This window comes from Saccharomonospora halophila 8 (assembly GCF_000383775.1).
Lineage (GTDB): Bacteria > Actinomycetota > Actinomycetes > Mycobacteriales > Pseudonocardiaceae > Saccharomonospora > Saccharomonospora halophila.
On record NZ_KB912577.1, the window covers coordinates 2,370 to 21,573 of the forward strand.

A 19,204-nucleotide genomic window follows, 5' to 3' on the forward strand; every position below is an offset into this window, starting at 1 on the left:
AGCTCGATCGCCGGCAGCCCACGGTCGGCGACCTCGGCGGAGAAACCGGCGGCGGCCACGGCGAACGCGCCGGGCAGCGCCGGGTGATCGGCAGGGATCGGGGCATCGAGCGCGTACCGCAGGTCGAGCTCGTGGGACAGCGCGTCCAGCACAGCGAGGCCGCTGTGCCGCGGGTCGGCCTCGGCGAGGTAGCGGCCGGCGAGTCCGGACAGCTCACTCCAGCGGGTCAGCAGCACGGAGAGGTCCGGCGCCGCCACGTCCGTGCCACTCCGCTCCCGGCCGCCCGGAGGTCCACCGTCGCCCCCGCGCACCACCGAGTCGCAGATTCCGACCAGATGCGCCACGAGGTCACGGACGGTCCAGTCCGGGCAGGACGGGACACGGACGGACGCCACGCCGGGCCGGTTCTGGAGGAGCCCGGTGATCGAGAGCAGGATGTGCCGGTAGGCCACGTCGTCCGGCACCCTCCCGGGCGAACCCTCGTCGGTCATCCCGCCTCCCCGTTGTCCGACCACAGGCGACACCGGTAATTGTTCCCCCGACGGCCGGGGTGCGGCTTCTCCGGTTGTGCTCCACGGTGGTCACAACGGCGGGTTGCCGTGTTTGCGCTGCGGATGCGGCCCCCGCTTGTCCTTCAGCATCGCCAACGTCCGCGCCAGTACCGCCCGTGTCCGCTCCGGAACGATCACGTCGTCCACCAGGCCGTGTTCCGCGGCGTAGTAGGGGTGCATCAGGTGGGCGGTGTACTCCCGGACCAGCGCGGCCCGCAGCGCTTCCGGATCGTCCGCCTCGGCGAGTTCCCTGCGATGAATCACCTCCACCGCGGGCTCCGCCCCCATCACGGCGATCTCGTTCGTGGGCCAGGCCAGCGACACGTCCGTCCCGATCGAGCGGGAGTCCATCACGATGTAGGCTCCGCCGTAGGCCTTTCGCAGGATGACCTGCACCCGGGGCACGGTGGCCTCGCAGTACGCGTACAACAGCTTCGCGCCGTGCCGGATCACCCCCGAGGACTCCTGCTCGGTGCCGGGGAGGAACCCGGGTACGTCCACGAGCGTGACCAGGGGGATGTTGAAGGCGTCACAGAACCTGACGAAGCGCGCGGCCTTCTGCGCGGCGTCCAGGTCGAGCACCCCGGCGAGCACCGCGGGTTGATTGCCCACGAAGCCCACGACCTGCCCGTCGAGCCGCCCGAGCACACAGACCACGTTGGCGGCCCACTGGGCGTGCAGTTCGAGGAAGTCACCGTCGTCGGCGAGTTCGGCCACGACGGCCCGGATGTCGTAGGGTTTGTGCGGCTCGACCGGCACCACCTCGGCGAGCCGGGGACGGGTCTGTTCCGCGGCCCCGGCGGAGGGCAGAGCGGGCGGGTGCTCCAGGTTGTTCGACGGCAGCAGGGAGAGCAGGTATCGCACGTCGTCGAAGCATTCCGCTTCGTCGTCGTAGACGAACGTGGCCACCCCGGAACGGCGGCCGTGCACCTCGGCGCCACCGAGTTCCTGGTGGGTGACCCGCTCGCCACCGACGGCGGCCACGACATCGGGCCCGGTCAGGTACATCTGCGCGGAGTCCCGCACCATGAAGGTCACGTCGGTGAGCGCGGGCGAGTACGCCGCGCCGCCCGCGCACGGGCCGAGCACGACGCTGATCTGCGGAATGATCCCGGAGGCCCGCACGTGCCGGTGGAAGATGCCGCCGTACCCGTCGAGCGCGAGGATCCCCTCCTGGATGCGGGCCCCCGCGCTGTCGTGCAGACCGATGACGGGGGATCCGGTGGACAGCGCCAGATCCATCACTTTGTGGATCTTCGCGGCGTGGGCTTCGCCCAGCGACCCACCGAAGATCGTGGCGTCCTGCGCGTACACGTAGACGCGGCGGCCGTCGACCGTGCCCGACCCCGTGACCACTCCGTCGGTGTGCGGTCTGCGGGCCTCCATCCCCAGCCCCTGCGCCCGGTGCGTCCGGTACAGGTCGATCTCGGTGAACGAGGAGTCGTCCAGCAGCAGTGCGAGGCGTTCCCGTGCGGTCGGTCGTCCCCGGGCATGGCGCCGCCGCACCGCGGCCGGGTCCCCGGTGACCGCCCGGTCGCGCAGGGCGGCGTCGCGTTCGCCCAGTGCCGCCATCGTCGGCGGCGGGTCCTCCGTACCCATGACCGTCTCCCCGGGTCAGCGGGGGTCGCCCGCGATCGAACCGAAGGCACCGTCGAAGAAGAGCAACGCCTCACGGGCGGTACTCCAGCTCGCGCTGACGACCGCGCCGACGAAGATGGAATGGTCACCACCGGGGTGAACCTCCGAGAGTTCGCATTCCAGCCAGGCGAGACAACCGCCGAGCAGTGGTGCGCCCGTGTGCGGGCCCGGCCGCCAGTCGACCCCGTCGAACTGCGAGCGGCCCCGCGGCCGGGTCCGGTCCGTGAAGTAGCCGGCGAGCTCGGCCTGGTCCCCCGCCAGGACCGACACGGCGAAGGACCGGCTGAGGTGAATCGCCTCGTGCATCGTGGCGGTGCGGCCGACGCAACAGAGCACCATCGGAGGATCCAGCGACACCGAACTGACCGAGTTCGCGGTCATGCCGTGGTAACGCGCACGCCCCGTCGTGACCACGGTCACTCCCGTGGCGAACTGGCGCATGGCCTGGCGCAGTGACCCAGATTCGACCTCGTCGGAGGTGTGGTCCGGGGTGGTGTTCGGGAACGCGGCCGCCATGTCAACGGCCCGCCGACGCGGTCGTGCCGTACGGTGCCAACGCGGTCCGGAGCTCATCCGGCACTCTCGTCGGGGCCGTCGCACCGTTCTCCCCGCGCATACACGCCAGCCGCTGCTGTCCCCGCGCGACGAGTGTCTCGACGCCGTCCGCCAGCCGGACGTAGTCGAATCCCATGTGGACCTGTGTCTGGGTCAACTCCTCGAGCCGCATCCGCACCGCCACATCGTCGAACGCGGTCAGTTCGGCGAAGAACTCGCAATCGACCTTCAGGGTGAACAGCTTCAGGTCCCGGCGCAGTTCGTCCAGCACGGCCGGAGCACGATCGGCGAGGAACATCTCCCGGCAGCGCCCCTGCCACCGCAGATAGTTCACGTAGTACACGTTGCCCACCAGGTTCGTCTCCTCGAACCCGACGACATGGCGAATCTCGTAGTAGCGGGACATGTCAGTTCCCCAATCCGGCCAGGAAGGCGAATACCACCGGTCGCGGTATGCCCCGGACCGTCGTCACCCGGGTCGCGATCCGGTCGTCACCCGAGGAGAGCACCACCCAGCCGTCGGCGTCGCAGGTCTCCAGGGTCAGCGCCCGGTTCAGCGAACCGGCCTTGTGCAGACACTCCAGGGACGTCCACACGCGGGTGGCGGACACGTCCCGCGGTTCCCCGGTTTCGGCGGAGATCAGGTCCGCCACCTCGGCGAGCGGTGCACCGAGCAGCCCGACCCAGTCCCGCGTCGCGTCCGGCTCCACCGTCTCCGCGTCACAACTGAGCCGCTGTCGACCGGCCACGGCCAGCGTCAGTCCCGCGACATGCGAGGCCGACACCTCCGTGTCGGGCACCTCCGGCTTGCCGTCCGGGCGGTACCGCACCGTCACCGGCTCCCCCAGCGCTCTGCCGAGTGCGCGCCCGGTCCGCGCCCGTCGGTCCGTGTCCTGCGGCGCCGAGGGTTCCACCACGACCGCGCGCGTTCCGCCGAGCACGCGTTCGAGCGAGCGTTCCAGGTACGGACCCAGCATCGCCGACACCCACGGCCCGTCACCGGAACGTTTGCGGACCGCGCGCAGGACCAGCCCAGTCCACCGTTCGAGAAGCTCACCGGAGGTGCTGCGGACATCGACATCGTAGGTGTAGCTGTCGCCGTCCTGACCACGCTCCCTCGCGTCGAACACGACCTCGTCGTGGTTCGCCACGGCCGCCGGGTCGGCGCAGTCCAGCCGTTCGATCCGTTGCGGGAGCAACGTCGCGTCCGGCACACAACACTGGAGGGCGTGCATGACCGCGTCCCGCGCGCCGGGGTCGGCGAGCACCCGCTCCTGCGGCAGGTGTCCGGCGAAGAACGCCGCGGTACCGCCGGTCGCGAGTTCCCCGACCGCCCGCCGTGCGGCGGCGACGCGGTACCGCCGCAAGCGCTGGAACCGCTCCCCCTGGAACAGCAGATCGCCGTAGAGCTCGTCGTCCGGGTCCACGGCGAGCGGGGGCAACCGGGACGCGGCCGCGCCGGTCCCGTCCGACGACGCGGTCCCCGCGCCACCGGTGCCGCCGCCGAGCCGGACCCTGGCACGGAAGTGGTCGGTGTGAAAGCCCGTCTCCGCACTGCGGAGCACGACATCGACCTCGTCGGCGCCGCGGACCAGGGCCGCGACCCGGACCGTGGTCGTGGCTCCCGGTGCCACGACCACCGGCCGGGACAGCTCGACGTCCTCCAGGCTCACCCGATCGTGGCGTCCGGTCACGGCGAGAGCCGCCTGGGCCATCGCCTCCATACCGACGACGGCGGGCAGGAGCATGTTGCCGTCCAGATTGTGATCGTCCAGGTAGCGGTCGGTGTGCTGCCCGAGGTCGATCTCCGCCACCAGCTCGACGCCGCCGTAGTGCACGAGTATGCGGTCCAGGAACCGCCACAGCGGCGGTTCCGGGCTCGGATAGGACAGGGTCGGAAGGCCCGCGGCCCTCCCGCTGACCACCGCGACCGGACCCGCCACCGGATCGGACAGCAGGCTCAGCAGCATCGCGATGCCGTCGTCGGTGGAGATGGGCGTGATGCCGTCCCGGACGAGCGCCTCCACCACTCCGAGCCGTTCGCCCATGCCCGCACCGGACCACACCGACCACTCCAGCGCGAGCACCGTCGCATCGGGATGCTCGGCGGCGAAGGTCTCCGTGAGTTCGCAGACCCAGTCGTTCGCGGTGGCGTAGTGCGCCTCGCCGCGCAGTCCCGCCCGCCCGATGATGCTGCCAAAGGTGACCAGCACCTTGAGCCGGTCCGCCCGCACCGCGGACAGAACGGCCCGCAGACCCCGCACCTTGGGCGCGACGGCATCGTCGAACGCCTGCTCGGTGAGGTTCGGCACGGCGGCCGGTTCGTTCCGTCCCGCGCCGTGCAGCACACCCGTGACCGGACCGAGCGCCGCACCGATCTCGGCCACCGCCCGGGCCACGTCGTCGGCCGAGGTGATGTCGGTGCGCACGTAGCGGTAGCGCACGTCCGCGGTGTCCATGCGGGTCAGGTTCGCCGCGAGTTCCGCGTCGTCCTCCGGAGCCGAACGACCGAGCAGGGCGAGCGCGACCCCCGTGCGCTGTGCGACCGCGAGTGCGCACTCGGCCGTGATTCCCTTGCCACCGCCGGTCACCAGCAGCACGTCCCCGGCACCGAGCGGGGGTTTCCCGCCGTCACGGGGCTCGGCGAGTTCCAGCGTGGGTACGGTCCGGGTTCCGTCCGGCCCGTACCGTGCCTCGGCATACCCGGTCGTCGCCCGGACCTCGGTGACGACCCGTTCGACCGAGTCCGCCAGTGCCTCCGGGTCGGCCCGCAGTACGTCGGCGAGCCCGACCACGGTGGTCGCGACGGTGGGCGCCTCCAGGTGCACCGTCCGCGCGATCCCGGCCGCGCCGTAGTTCTGCTGGACGACGACGAACCGGGATCCGGACAGTGCCGCCTTCGCGGCCGCCAAACCCAGTCCGGTGTGGTCGGTGCCGTCGGCGGGAAGGCACAACAGCACCCCTCCGTCCGGCCCGGCCACGCCGGCTCGGGTCAGCGCTTCCCGCAGGGGCCGGGCCAACGGGTGGTCCTCGGGGGCGAAGACGGCCCAGTCACCCGTTCCCTCCTCCTCCACCGGGGCCGGGGCGGGTACGGGCGCCGCCACCTGGCGTACCGCGAACGGGCGGACCCACGGTGCCACTCCCGTCACCTCGGCCGGTCCGGAGTCCGTGCCGCCCTGTTCGGTGGTGGACAGCTCATCGAGCATCGTCGCGAGCTCCCCGAGCCGCGCGGTGGCGAAATTCGGGGCGGAGGTCGGCGCCGGCCTGCCCAACGACCTGGTGGCGTCGTTGACCAACTGCCCCACCGTGATGGAGCTGAGGTGCAGGTCGTCCAGTGGATGCGTGTTCTCGTCGATCAGTTCCTCGGGCAGCTCCACCCGATCGGCCGCCAGCCTGCGCAGCAACTCGAAGGTTCCGTCCGCGGGCTCGGCGGGCGCGGCCGCCTCGTGCCCGGTCACGGGGGGCGCTTCCACGGTCGCCGTGTCGGCTCCGAGCACGACGTCGGGAGCCGTCTCGCACGGGTTGGTGAGGAAGCGGAATCCTCCGCTCAGGGGCAGCGGCCGGACCACCCGCCCCGCGAACAACGGCTCGGTGGCCACCGGGACGCCCAGCGCGTACACGGCACCGACCACACGCAGCAACGGCAGCAGCGAGTCGCTCTCGCTGTCCAGTGCGAGCGCGGGTGTGGTCGGTGCGATCCGCGACACCAGCCCGCTGAGGACCCGGCCGGGACCGACCTCGATCATCAGGTCGGAATCGACGGCCGTGGCGGCCGAATCGAACCGCACCGGGCTGACCACCTGGTCCCGCAGCAGCGCACGCAGGTCGGTCGCCGGATCCAGCACGGCGCCGGTGACCGTGGAGACGACGGTACGCCGGGGAGCGCGGAAGGGCGTCACCTCGAGCTGCTCGGCCAGTCCGGTGGCTGCCGGGGCCACGAGCGGGGAATGGAAGGCGTGCGAGACGTTGATCCGGCTCGCGGACACTCCGGCCGCCGACGCGGCGGCGACCACCGCGGCCACCGCCTGCTCGCTCCCGGAGACCACCGTCTGTTCCGGGCCGTTGTACCCGGCGATCACCGCGTCGGTGTCCTTGAGACAGGTCGCCGCGGTCTCGGCGTCCGTGGCCAGGCCCGCCATCGCGCCACCACCGCTACCGGCGCGGGCCATCACCCGCCCCCGGACGGTCGCCAGGTCGAGGAGATCGCCTGCGTCCAACGCGCCACTCCAGTGCAGGGCCGTCAGCTCGCCGAGGCTGTGCCCGACCGCGGTCTCCGCGGTGATGCCGAGGGCGTCGAGCACGCTCAGCGCGGCGAGCGAGCCCGCCACGATGCGGGGTTGCGCGACTTCGGTGTTCACCTGGTCGCCGCCGACGGGCAGGTCCGCATCGCGGATCACCGCCGAGGCCGAGGGGAACCTCCGCGCGAGTGCCCCCGCCGCACCGGTACCCGAGCCCTGGCCGGGGAAGAGGAAGGTGACGTCCGGAGCGGAGGTGCCGTGCGAGAGGAACACCCCGTCCTGCGGCGCGAGCAGATGCGACGTCCCGGCGTCGAGCAGTTCCATCACACGGTTCAGTGACCGCAGTGCGTGCTCCGGATCCGTCGCGACCACGGCCGCCCGGTAGGCGTGCCGTCGCTCCGCGGTCGCGGTGCGCTCGGCCAGCGCCGCGGCGAGGTCGGTGAGTTCGGCGTACGCCAGCTTCGGCGCGAGCTCGGCCACCTCAGCCACCCGCTCGCGCAGTCCGGCGCTCGTCTCGGCGCCGAACAGCAGCACCTCCGCGTCCTGACGTCCCGCGACACGGGCCAGGGTGGGCTCGTCCAGATGTCCACGCCGGACCGTACCGGGTGCCGCCGCGACCGCGAGATGCGTGTTGATACCCCCGAAACCCATCGCCGACACACCGGCACGGATCTCCTCGTCGGCGGGCCACACCTCGGCGGACGAGGGCACGTACAGCGCCGCGTCGGACCCGTCCAGAGCGGGGTGCGCGACGTACGATCCGGTCGCCGGCGGGATCGTCTGGTGGTGTACCGCCAGTACCGCCTTGATGAGCCCGGCGACGCCCGCCGCCGCCTTGGTGTGCCCGATGTTGGCCTTCACACTGCTCAGCGCGGCCGGCCTGCTCGCGCCTCCCGCGCGGTAGGCGGACGACAACGCCTCGATCTCCGTCGCGTCGCCCAGGGCCGTGCCCGTGCCGTGCCCCTCGAAGTACGACACCGTGCCCACCGGGTATCCGGCCCGGTCGTACGCGCGGGCGAGCGCGCGACGGTGCCCGATCGACTCGGGCCGCGTGATACCACCCTTGCCGTCCGAGGAGATGCCCCAGCCCGCGAGGGACCCGTAGATCCGCAACCCCTGGGCGAGGGCATCGGACTCCCGCACGAGCACGAGGACACCCGCCCCCTCGCCGGGCCAGAACCCGTTGGAGTCGCGGTCGTAGACCTTCATCTCGTGGGTGGCCAGTGCGCCGGTCTTGGCGAACCCGATCACCTCGAACGGGTCGATCGACAGGTCCACTCCACCGGCGAGCACCGCGTCGAGATCACCGTCGGACAGCGCCTTCGCCGCCGTGATCACCGAAAGCAGCGAGGAGGAGCACGCCCCGTCGACCGTGTATCCGCCACCGCCCAGGTCGAAGTAGTTGCAGATCCGACCCGCGATCGTGTTGGAGAGCCCGCCCGCGAGGCTGTCCTCGTCGATCGGGGGGAACGGCGCCTTGTACGTCGTCTCCAACTCGGCGAGGAAGGGCTCGACCTCGGCTTCCGTCCAGCCCTTGCCCAGCAGGGCCGCGGCCACCGTGCGGCGGACGTACGGCCAGCGCAACCGCATCATGTTGGCGCGTGAGAACTCGCCGGCGAGACTGTTCCCGAGCACGACCCCGGTCGACTCTCCCGGCAATCCCGCGGCGTCGGGGAATCCCGCGTCCTGCAACGCGCGTGCGGCCACGTCGAGGGCGAGCCAGTGGGTGGTGTCGGTGGACCTGTAGGTACTGCCGGCGACCCGATAGGCAGCACGGTCGAACTCGTAGTCGCGCAGGACCGCCGCCTTGGTGGAGTAGAAGCGGTCGGGCGCGGTCGGGTCCGGCGACCAGTAATCGTCCCGGCGCATCCGCTCGTCCGGAAGCGGACGGAAGGCCCGCCGCCCGGCGAGGACGTTGTCCCAGAACTCCGCAGGGGACGCGGAATCGGGATACCGCAGACCGATCCCGACGATCGCGATTCTTTCGCTTCGCATTCTTGTTCACCGCCCGGAAGACAGACGTACCCGCGGCGCGAAACCCTGGATGGCCATAGCGGCGATACCTCCGATTCGCGACGTGAGCGAAGACACCGTGCCCGTATCGGGCTGGCGACTGGTGTCACTCAGCGGCACGGTCGGATTTCATCCTGACTCGGCCCCGGCGTGGGCGCCATCTCCGAGGGTGCTTCGTGAAAGCGCGTTCGAACCACCCCGCGGAACCCCGCGGACCGCACTGCCGAAGATGCGGGAAACCGGTCGGCGCGCGGACTCTCGAAGGCGACGCCGCCCGCCGGCTCGCGGGGGCTGCCCACCCGGATCGAGGAGGCCCGCATGCCCACCGCTGCCGGAGCCGTGCGCAGGTACCTGTTGACACCGGCGCTGTCCCGGACAACCTTCTCGACCAGGGGGTTCCCCGCGCCGCCCTGCCCGGCCACCCGCGGTCTGGAGGCGATCCCGCAGGCGGTGATCTGCGGGTTCGAATGGGCGGTGGATACCCGCGATCTCTGGGAGATCGAGCGCAGACTCGATCTGGTCGAACCGACCCTGCGCGGGTTCGCCTACGAGGGCGCCACGATGGCGTTCACCGTGCTCGATGCGATGACGGGCGGGACGCGCACCCGCGAACTGCTCCGTGGGCCCGGCGAGAAGCACCTGCTCGTGGCCTACATCGGAGTCGGCTTCGCGATGGCCCGCCTTCCCCGGCCGCTGTGGCGGAAGGTACTGCCGGACCTGGACGGGAACCCGTACCACCCGACGATGAGCTGGCTCGCCGTCGACGGCTACGGGTTCGACCTGGCGTTCTTCGATCACCGCCGGTGGATCGAGCAGCAGCGGCGACCCCGGCCGTACCCCTGGATCGGATACCCGGCCTACTTCTCGCGGGCCGTGGATCAGGGCATCGGACGGGCGCTGTGGTTCTTCCACGGTGGCAGGCCGGATGCGGTCCGGGAGACGGTGGAGCGCTTCGCGCCACGGCGGCGCCCGGATCTCTTCAGCGGCGTCGGGCTCGCGGCGACCTACGCCGGCGGTGCCGAGGCCGGAGAACTGGAACGGTTACGGGACCGCGTCCCCACGCACCGGGCCGACCTCGCCGTGGGAGCGGTGTTCGCCGCGAAAGCCCGTGCGGTCGCGGGCCTCGTGCCGGACTGGACCGAGTCCGGCACCGCGGCCCTGGCCGGTCTCCCGGTGGCCGCGGCCACCGAGCTCGCGGACCGGACGGCCGTTTCCCGTGAGTCGCCGCACGCGGCACCGTCGTCCGGTGGCGTCCCACCCTACGAACTGTGGCGCCAGCGGATTCGCGAGCACTTCGGGGCGCCGTGTTCCGAACACGTGAACACCGAATGACCCCTCCGGCGGAGTGCGCACCCTGAGAGTGGGCGACACACCGGCGCGCTTGTGAGTATCGGTTCACGACCCGTGCCGAAGAGATATCGGCGACCAGGGAAGCGAGAATGTCGAATGAGATACTGGCGTTCACTCCGCCGGCGCATCCTGTCCCCCGGCAGGTCCCAGACGAAACTCCGGAGAAGGCGATTCCACCGGAAGAGCGCGGATTCCCAGAAGATACTCGAAAGTGTGGGAGAGGCGTTCGTCACCGGGTTCGAGTACGCGGCGGAAGCGCGTCTGGCCCGGGATGCGGAAGAGCGACTCGAAGCACTACCGCGCCGCTACCGCGGGTTCGCCTACGAGGGCGCCGCGATGGGTTTCTGTGTACGCGACGGCCTACCGCTGGGCGGCGGCACCATGATGGCGCGGTTCCTCGCGGGCCGGGCCAACCGTCATCTCTACATGGCCTACATCGGGGCGGGCTGGGCCATGGCGAGACTGCCCCGTTCCCGCCGGCCCGACGCCACCACGTACGACCGGCTGCTGCGTTGGCTGGTGGCCGACGGCTACGGTTTCCACCAGGCCTACTTCCACACCGACACCACCGTGCGCCGGCACACCGGACGTGTGCCCGGCCCCACCTTCGCTCCCTTCCCGGACGACCGCACCGGCTATACCGCACGAGCCATGGACCAGGGCATCGGTCGCGCGCTCTGGTTCGTCGGCGGGACGGATCCCGGCGTGGTGGCCGACCTGACCGGCCGGTTCGACCGGACGCGCGGACCCGATCTCTGGTCCGGCATCGGCCTGGCGGCGACGTACGCGGGTGGGGCCGACGACGCCGAACTGGCCAGACTGCGTGACCTCGCGGGCCCGCATCGCCGCGAGCTCGCGCAGGGCAGTGCCTTCGCGGCCGAATCCCGGATCCACGCCGATCTTCTCACCGAACACACCGAACTCGCCACGCACGTGTTGTGCGGCCTCCCCGCGGCCGAGGCCGCCGCCATCACGCAGGAGTTGCGGCCGGACGAACCCATCGACACCGACGTGCCCGCGTACGAGACCTGGCGCAGGCACATCGCCGACGCCGTCACGGCACGGGGAGGTATCCAGACATGACCGCCGTAGGACGCCTGTTGTACCGGAACCTGCCGGGCATCCTCGCTCTCGTACTGGTGGCCACGACGTTCACCGCCGCGCAGCGGCCCGGTCCGTCGGCCGCCGCGGACGAGCTCGCGGACGAATACGCGTTCACACCGATGTCCATCGCGATGCCGGAAGGTGCCCAGCAACAGTCCATCCGCGAGGTGAACCAGGCCTACGGGCACATCGACGCGTGGATCTCCTCGGTCGGAGCGGGAATCGCCATGAACGACCTCGACGGCGACGGGCTCGACAACGACCTGTGCATCACCGACCCCCGCACCGACCAGGTTGTCGTCACGCCCACACCCGGTGCGCGTGATCAGCGGTACGACCCCTTCACCGTGGATGCCGACGAACTGCCGATGAACGACATGATCGCACCGATGGGCTGCGTACCGGGTGACTTCAACGAGGACGGGCGGAGGGACCTCCTCGTCTATTACTGGGGGCGGACACCCGTGATCAACCTGGCCCTGCCACGGGCGGACCGGGAGCCGCTGTCACCGGATTCGTACCGCGCGACCGAGTTGGTACCCGGGGACTACGGCGATACCTACGACGGTCCGCAATGGAACAGCAACGCCGCGGCGGTGGCCGACTTCGACGGCGACGGTCACGACGACATCTACATCGGCAACTATTTCCCGCACAGCCCGATCCTCGATCCGTCCGTGGACGGTGGCGTGGAGATGAACGACTCCCTGTCGAACGCCGCTAACGGAGGCGAGGACTACATCCTCCGATGGACGGACGCCACCACGGGACCGGACCCGTCCGTCAGGTACGCCGAGGCGGAAGGGGTGCTGGACACCGACGTCTCGAAGGGGTGGGTGCTCGCCGCGGGGGCCAACGACCTCGACGGCGACCAGCTACCCGAGCTCTACATCGCCCAGGACCACGGCCCGGATGCCCTCCTGCACAACCGCTCGACCCCCGGCAAGGTCGAGTTCGCGGAGCTGCGGGGCACGAAGGGACCGATGGACCCGAAGTCGAAGGTGATCGGGAACGACTCGTTCAAGGGCATGGGTATCGACTTCGGTGATCTCAACGACGACGGGCTGTACGACATGTTCGTCAGCAACATCACGACGCCGTACGGAGTGCAGGAGAGCAACCTGCAGTTCGAATCCACCGCCGCCGATCGGGAGTCGCTCAGACACCAGCTGAACGAGGGTGCGGCGCCGTGGACGGACCGCAGTACGGACGCGGGTACGGCATGGTCGGGCTGGGCATGGGACGTGAAGTTGGCCGACTTCACCAACAGTGGACGTCTCGACATCGCACAGACGACCGGATTCGTCAAGGGCGAAGTGAACCGGTGGCCGCAGTTGCAGGAACTGGCGACGGCGAACGACAACCTGGTGGCCGACCCCGACTGGTGGCCCCGGGTCACCCAGGGCGACGATCTCGCCGGTGGGCAGAAACTGCACTTCTTCGCCGAACAGGAGAACGGTAGGTACGTCGACCTCGCCGACGAACTCGGACTCGGGGTCCCGGTGCCCACCCGCGGTATCGCCGTCGGGGATTCCAATGGGGACGGCCTTCTGGAAATGGCGGTCGCCCGGCAGTGGGCCGAACCCGTCTTCTACCGCAACGACAGCCCGGACACCGGTGAGTACCTCGCTCTGCGGCTGGTGCACGACACGGGAGGAGACGACACGGCGGGCACTCCGGTCGTCGGTGCACAGGTTCGGGTCACGACCCCGGACGGCGAAACGGCGTTGGGGCGTGTCGACGGTGGCAGCGGGCACTCCGGCAAGCGTGCTCATCAGGTCCATATCGGGCTCGGCCACGGCGTCCACGGCCCGCTCGACGTCACCCTCGACTGGCGGGACCGGTCCGGACGGCGACGGGAACAGACTCTGAGCCTGGATCCGGGCCACCACACGATCGAACTCGGTTCGCAGGCGGAAACCAGGTGATTGAGATGAACGACGGACAGGCGCCCGGTCCTCGGGGCCCGGCGGCGCCGAAACACAGCAACAAGGTGACGACGGCACTGCGCAACTTCGCCCTCTCGATCACCGTGTTCAACATCGTCGGCTACACCCTGCTCGGATTCGAGCAGCCGTGGCTGTGGCCGTTCCTCGCCCTCGCCACCGGCTACACGGTCGAGCTCGCACTGGAGACCGTGGCGGCGCACGTCGAGGACAGGACACCGCGTTACCGGGGCAACGGGCTGCGCGGCCTGATCGAGTTCCTCTATCCCGCGCACATCACCAGCCTGGCGCTGAACATGTTGATCTACGTCAACGACCAGGTCTGGCTCATGATTTTCGGCGTCACCGTGTCGGTCGGCGCCAAGTGGGTACTGCGGGCCCCGGTCCGGGGCAGGTTGCGACACTTCATGAACCCGTCGAACCTCGGCATCACGACGATCCTGTTGCTGGTGCCGTGGGCGAGTATCGCGCCGCCCTACCATTTCACCGAGCACACGAGCGGATGGGTGGACTGGCTCATCCCCGGGGTCATCATCATCGGCGGCACGATGATCAACGGCAAGCTGACCGGCCGCATGTGGGTGATCGCGGGCTGGGTCGGTGTGTTCGCCGTGCAGTCGATCGTGCGTGGGTGGATACTCGACACCGCGATCCTCGGCGCTCTCGGCACGATGGCCGGCGTCGGTTTCATCCTCTTCACGAACTACATGATCACCGATCCGGGTACCACGCCCTCCCGACCGGCGGCCCAGTTCGCCTTCGGTGGGGGCGTCGCGGCAGTCTACGGCTTCTACACCGGGGCGAGCCTGCCCTACGGCATCTTCTTCGCCACCACGACCGTGTGCCTGATCCGCGGGATGTTCCTCTGGTCGTTGGAGTTCGTCGACCGTTCGCGCCGGGCACACGAGGCCCGGCAGGGCACCGTCGGCTCGGCGGGGACCACGGGCACCGCGCCGACCACACAACCGGGACAGAACGGACAGACCACGACGACCCCCACCCAGGTGGGCCGGAGCGGGCCGGACATCGCCGCACCCACAGGACAACCGGCGGGCGGTGCGACCTGATGTCGACGATCCGTGAGTTACCGCCCGTTCCGGGGATTCCACCCGGACCACCTCCCAGCGCTCTCCCCGGGATCGTGCGGGACCTGGCGACCGACCGGCTCACGCTGATGTCCTCGGCGGCGCACAACTACGGTGACGCCGTCCGCATCCGGGTCGGGCCGAAGACCCTGTACTTCCTGGACCATCCCGACCACGCGAAGCACGTCCTGGCCGAGAACCCGGACAACTATCACAAGGGGATCGGCCTGGTACAGGCGCGGCGCGCGCTGGGCGACGGGCTGCTGACCAGCGACGGTGATCTCTGGCGCGGACAGCGCGCCCTCGTGTCACCGACCTTCGGGCACAAACGCGTCGCCGAGGCCTCGGACGTCATCGCCGACGAAGCGGCGCGACTGGTGTCGGGCCTGTGGCAACACCGGGGACACAGCGCCGTCGACGTGGTACCCCGGCTGACCGAGCTCACGCTCGGTGTGCTCGGCAGGGCACTGCTGGACGTCGACCGGGACCTGATCGGCTCGGTGGGCCCCGAGTTCGAGACCGTGCAGGACCAGGCCATGTTCGAGATGGTCTCGATGAACTCCGTCCCGAACTGGCTACCCCTGCCGAGGAACGTGCGGTTCCGCCGGGCCCGGGCCCGGCTCCGGCGGATCGTCGACGACATCGTGGCACGGCGCAGTCTCACCCCACTCGATCGGGACGATCTCCTGGCCCGGCTGATCGGCTCGACGAACGCCGAACCCGACCCCGCGGTCGGAACCCGCCGCATGCGGGACGAGGTCATCACGCTCCTGCTCGCGGGACACGAGACCACGGCGAGCACGTTGTCCTGGACGCTGTACCTGCTGGATCGCCATCCGTGGGCGGCGCAGCGTGTGCACGACGAAGTCGTGGCCGTCCTCGGCCGGCGACCTCCGTCGTACGAGGACCTGCACCGGTTGCGCTACACCACGATGGTCCTGCAGGAGTCCATGCGGCTGTACCCTCCGGTGTGGATCCTGCCGCGGGTCGCCGTCGGGGAGGACGTCATCGGCGGTTACCGCATCCCGGCCGGCTCCGACGTACTGGTGAGCCCGTACACACTGCACCGCCACCCGGCCTTCTGGGACGAACCGGATCTCTTCCGCCCCGAACGGTTCGATCCGGATCTCGCGCGAGCCAGAGCGCGCTACGCCTACATCCCGTTCGGCGCGGGACCCCGGTTCTGCGTCGGGAACAATCTGGGGATGGTGGAGGCGACGTTCGCGCTGGCACTGATCTGCCGCGACCTGCGATTGTCCGTCGAGCCGGGGCACCCGGTGGTACCCGAGCCGATGCTGTCGCTGCGGATCCGCGGGGGGCTGCCCGTGCGGGTGGAATCCTGGTGACGTGCCGGGCCGTGCGCGCCGTCGCCGCGCACGGCCCCGCGCACGTCAAATCAACTTCTCCTGGAAGGCACGCTCGCGCAGTTCGAGCAGACCCAGGAGCACGGGCGGGTCGAAGTGGGTCATCGGACGCAGCCGGATACCGTCGACACGTACCGGGTTCTCGCCACTGACCTCGACCGGCCCGGCCGATCCCACGAACAGCCCGGGGTCGTCGTCCAGGGGCCCGCGCAGAATCTCGTTCCGGTCGGCGGCGACCGAGTGCGTGAGCAGGTACCACTGTCCCTGCGGCACGTTGTCCAGCACGTACGGTCCTGGTTCGCGCATGATCGTACACCGCACCGGCCTGCCCTGCGGCAGTCGGTCACGGAACAGGCCCACGAAGATCAGGCCGGCCTTGTCGTCGGCGGGCGCGGCGATGTCGCCGTACACCGACGCCGTCAGTGGCGCGGCCGGCTGCGACCGGGTGAAGCAGGTGCCGGTCGGCGCCTCACCGATGTGCCGGTACATCGAAGGCGAGACCCCGACACTGTCCCGGAACCGTGAACTGAAGGTGCCGACGCTGGCATAGCCCACGCGGTGACTGACCTCCGTCACCGTCAGCGACGTGGACAACAGCAGCCGCTTCGCCTCCTGCAAACGCACCGCCGACAGGAACCGGCCCGGGGAGACTCCGGTGACTCGCTGGAACATCCTCGAAAAGTGGAATTTACTGAACATGGCGGTCCGTGCCATGTCATCGATCGTCACCTCGTCGCCGACCTTCTGACGCATGAACTCGATGACTCGGAGTACGGACTCTTCGACCATATCGCCCATCGAACCCCTCCCGTATGTTCACATTCCGGCAACCGGAACATGCGATCGAATTGATTCCGGCCCGGGACCGCGTGTGGATCACGCCGATTATCCGGTTGCCGACTCGAGCGCTTCGCACACTTTCACTCCGACCGGAAAGGAAGCTACCCGACCAGCCTGATCACGACAAGGCTCCGACAAGGCGATCGAAAACATCGCTATCGATTCACTCTATTGTACGCAGGCTCACCACGGCCCGTGACCTCCGGGCCGGCTCGGAAGAGCAACGGCGAAGATGCGGGACGAGCCCGGCACACCGGAGAATGTGCACGAAAGAACAAGCAGCCGGCCGCGCGGCCGGACCGGCACCGTCCGACGACTCCCAACCACCCGTTCGACATTTTATCGAACAAGGAGTATTCGTGCCTGAAAATGAATCCGGAATGGATTCGAGAACGGCCACCCTGGAAGCCTTCGCCGATACGATCGTTCCCGGAGAGAAACGATCGGCCGAAGACGGGTCCGTGGCCGGTGTCTCGACCGGTGGCGGTGCGGTCGCGGCGGGCGCGATCGAACTGTTGGAGACACCGGCGACCGGTATCGCGGACGGTCTGACCGATTACGCGACAGCTCTCAACGCGCACGCACGACAGTACGCGACAGAGCGTAAGCTCTCCCTGGAGTCATCGACACCGCCGTTCGTCGCAATGTCGTTCACCCACCGCGCAGCCCTTCTCGCCCGATTGACGGCCCCGGACCACCCGGAGAAGGAGATGTGGGTGCTGCTCGCCCTGTTCAGCAACATGGCCTTCGACACCGCCGCACACAAGCACACCGCCGAGGCGCTCGCCGAAGGACATCCCGGGCTCCGGACACTCGGTTTCGCGGATCCGGACCCGGACGGGTTCTGGCGTTTCCCCGATTACTCTTACCGCCGTCCGCTCGCCCGGATGCACCCGGACACGACTTCCTCCGGGAGCCCGGCATGAGCACCGACGAACAGGCCGATGTCGTCGTCATCGGAAGCGGCTTCGGAGGCGCGATCCCCGCGTACCACCTCGCGGCGGGGGGTGCCCGGGTGGTGGTTCTCGAACGCGGTCCGTGGCTGACCAGCCAGGATTTCGACCACGACTATCTGCTCGGGTCGTCCTACACCCGCGCCTTCGACTTCGTCGCGGGTGACGGCATGAGCGTGCTCGGCGGCAACTGCGTCGGGGGAGGCAGCGTCGTGTACTTCGCGGCCCTGCCACGCGCGCCCCGCTTCGTGTTCGAGCGGCACGGCAGCATCGGCAGGCGCATGTGGCCCTCCTCGATCAGTCGGGACACGCTCGATCCGTGGTACGACCGGGTCGCCGCGGCCATCCCCGTCAGCAGGCAGGGCTGGAACGACGTGTCCTACGCGGGTGGGCTGTGGGCCGCCGCCTGCGACCACGCCGGGCGGACCGCGAACCCCGTGCCGGTCGGCGTCGACAACGACAGGTGCACCAACTGCAACTGGATGATGGCCGGATGCCGCTTCGACGCGAAGCGCTCCCTGCTGACCAACTACCTGCCCGGCGCGGTCGACCACGGCGCCCGTATCCGGCCGCTGCACGAGGTGCAACAGATCGCGCGTCGCGACGACGGCGGTTACCGGGTGCACTACTCGCTCGTCGACGCCGAGGACTACCGCGTGCACACCGGTTCCGGGCGGATCGACGCGAAACTGGTGATCGTCGCCGCGGGTGCGGCGGCGACCCCGGTCATCCTGCGGCGTTCGGAACCCGAGCTCGGTCCGCTGCCGCCCGCCGTGGGCCGCTACTTCTCCGGGAACGGAGAACGGCTGAACACCGCCGTGATGGACGAGACCCGGGTCCGCGACGTACTGGGACTCGACCGCGGCGACGGCCTGGCCTACGCGGCGAACCAGATCGGCAAGGGGCCGGTGGTGGCCAACTGGGACCGGCTCGACGCCGCACTGCCGGAGCACACCCGGTTCTCCCTGGAACAGCTCTACTTCCCCCCGGGACTCGGCACCATCCTGGCTCAGGCAGCGGGCGAGCAGGGTCTGGAGTGGTTCGGCCCGGACAAGAAGGAGATGCTGCGCCGCTGGCGGTCCTGGCTCACGATCTTCCAGATGGTGGAGGACGACAACGAAGGGGTCTTCGGCCCGCCACCGCCTTCGGGCAACGCGGTCCGGATCTCGCAACAGATGCTGGGGCGGGGTCCGCTGAGCTACACCCCCACGGAGAAGACACTCCGGGCCTGGGCACTGGCCGATGCCGAGGTGCGGGACATCCTGGAACGCGATGGCCTCGCGACCGTGACGCCCTGGACGAACGATCTCGTGGGCGCCTACACGGTGCATCCGCTCGCGTCGTGCCGCATCGGTGACGACCCGGAGACCTCGGCGCTGGACGAGACGCACGAGCTGCGCGGCCATCCGGGCGTCTTCGTCACGGACGGGTCGGCCGTACCCGCGGCGCTGACGGTGAATCCCGCCATGACGATCGCGGCGCTGGCCGAGCGCGCGATGTCGGGGATCACCCGGGCGGCCCGCGAACGGGGGGTCGCCGTGCGGGACGGCGTCCCCCCGCCCACGCC

General features: G+C 69.9%; 13 protein-coding genes. 7 read left to right on the top strand and 6 right to left on the bottom strand.

Annotated features, from left to right (window positions below):
- The 5 genes from SACHA_RS0116990 to SACHA_RS0117010 all read right to left on the bottom strand — a co-directional run.
- Positions 1–491 (bottom strand): maleylpyruvate isomerase N-terminal domain-containing protein (locus SACHA_RS0116990; protein ID WP_019811715.1); only part of this gene is annotated, 491 nt, incomplete at its 3' end.
- A gap of 90 nt (positions 492–581) precedes the next feature.
- Positions 582–2,150 carry an acyl-CoA carboxylase subunit beta gene (locus tag SACHA_RS0116995; RefSeq protein ID WP_019811716.1) on the bottom strand — a complete coding sequence of 523 codons (1,569 nt, stop codon included), beginning with the start codon at positions 2,148–2,150 and terminating at the stop codon, positions 582–584.
- A 15-nt stretch (positions 2,151–2,165) separates the two neighbouring features.
- Positions 2,166–2,705, bottom strand: a complete 540-nt coding sequence (locus tag SACHA_RS0117000) for a flavin reductase family protein (protein WP_019811717.1) — start codon at positions 2,703–2,705, stop codon at positions 2,166–2,168.
- Position 2,706: 1 nt separating this feature from the next.
- The gene (locus SACHA_RS0117005) at positions 2,707–3,150 is read right to left on the bottom strand and encodes an acyl-CoA thioesterase (protein WP_019811718.1); all 444 of its coding nucleotides are present in this window, start codon (positions 3,148–3,150) and stop codon (positions 2,707–2,709) included.
- Position 3,151: 1 nt separating this feature from the next.
- Positions 3,152–8,977: a type I polyketide synthase gene (locus tag SACHA_RS0117010; RefSeq protein WP_019811719.1), complete on the bottom strand. Its 5,826-nt coding sequence runs from the start codon at positions 8,975–8,977 to the stop codon at positions 3,152–3,154.
- A gap of 336 nt (positions 8,978–9,313) precedes the next feature.
- On the opposite strand from SACHA_RS0117010, the gene SACHA_RS0117015 reads away from it, so the two are divergent.
- The 5 genes from SACHA_RS0117015 (at position 9,314) to SACHA_RS0117035 (ending at position 15,826) form a co-directional block, all read left to right on the top strand.
- Positions 9,314–10,327: a DUF1702 family protein gene (locus SACHA_RS0117015; protein ID WP_019811720.1), complete on the top strand. Its 1,014-nt coding sequence runs from the start codon at positions 9,314–9,316 to the stop codon at positions 10,325–10,327.
- Between the two features lie 114 nt (positions 10,328–10,441).
- Positions 10,442–11,428 carry a DUF1702 family protein gene (locus SACHA_RS0117020; protein WP_083935892.1) on the top strand — a complete coding sequence of 329 codons (987 nt, stop codon included), beginning with the start codon at positions 10,442–10,444 and terminating at the stop codon, positions 11,426–11,428.
- Entirely contained in the window at positions 11,425–13,377 is a 1,953-nt protein-coding gene (locus tag SACHA_RS0117025) for a CRTAC1 family protein (RefSeq protein ID WP_019811722.1), read from the top strand. The genes SACHA_RS0117020 and SACHA_RS0117025 overlap by 4 nt, the downstream gene beginning before the upstream one ends.
- 5 nt (positions 13,378–13,382) lie before the next feature.
- Positions 13,383–14,462 carry a hypothetical protein gene (locus SACHA_RS22770; RefSeq protein WP_019811723.1) on the top strand — a complete coding sequence of 360 codons (1,080 nt, stop codon included), beginning with the start codon at positions 13,383–13,385 and terminating at the stop codon, positions 14,460–14,462.
- Entirely contained in the window at positions 14,462–15,826 is a 1,365-nt protein-coding gene (locus tag SACHA_RS0117035; protein WP_028663283.1) for a cytochrome P450, read from the top strand. The genes SACHA_RS22770 and SACHA_RS0117035 overlap by 1 nt, the downstream gene beginning before the upstream one ends.
- Before the next feature lie 45 nt (positions 15,827–15,871).
- Here SACHA_RS0117035 and SACHA_RS0117040 read toward each other — a convergent pair whose 3' ends face one another.
- Positions 15,872–16,642, bottom strand: a complete 771-nt coding sequence (locus SACHA_RS0117040; RefSeq protein WP_028663284.1) for a helix-turn-helix domain-containing protein — start codon at positions 16,640–16,642, stop codon at positions 15,872–15,874.
- Positions 16,643–17,064: 422 nt separating this feature from the next.
- On the opposite strand from SACHA_RS0117040, the gene SACHA_RS0117045 reads away from it, so the two are divergent.
- The gene (locus SACHA_RS0117045) at positions 17,065–17,610 is read left to right on the top strand and encodes a DUF5987 family protein (RefSeq protein ID WP_019811726.1); all 546 of its coding nucleotides are present in this window, start codon (positions 17,065–17,067) and stop codon (positions 17,608–17,610) included.
- Positions 17,607–19,204, top strand: a 1,598-nt coding sequence (locus SACHA_RS22775; RefSeq protein ID WP_019811727.1) for a GMC family oxidoreductase N-terminal domain-containing protein, incomplete at its 3' end; no start/stop codon positions are given. The genes SACHA_RS0117045 and SACHA_RS22775, both read left to right, overlap by 4 nt.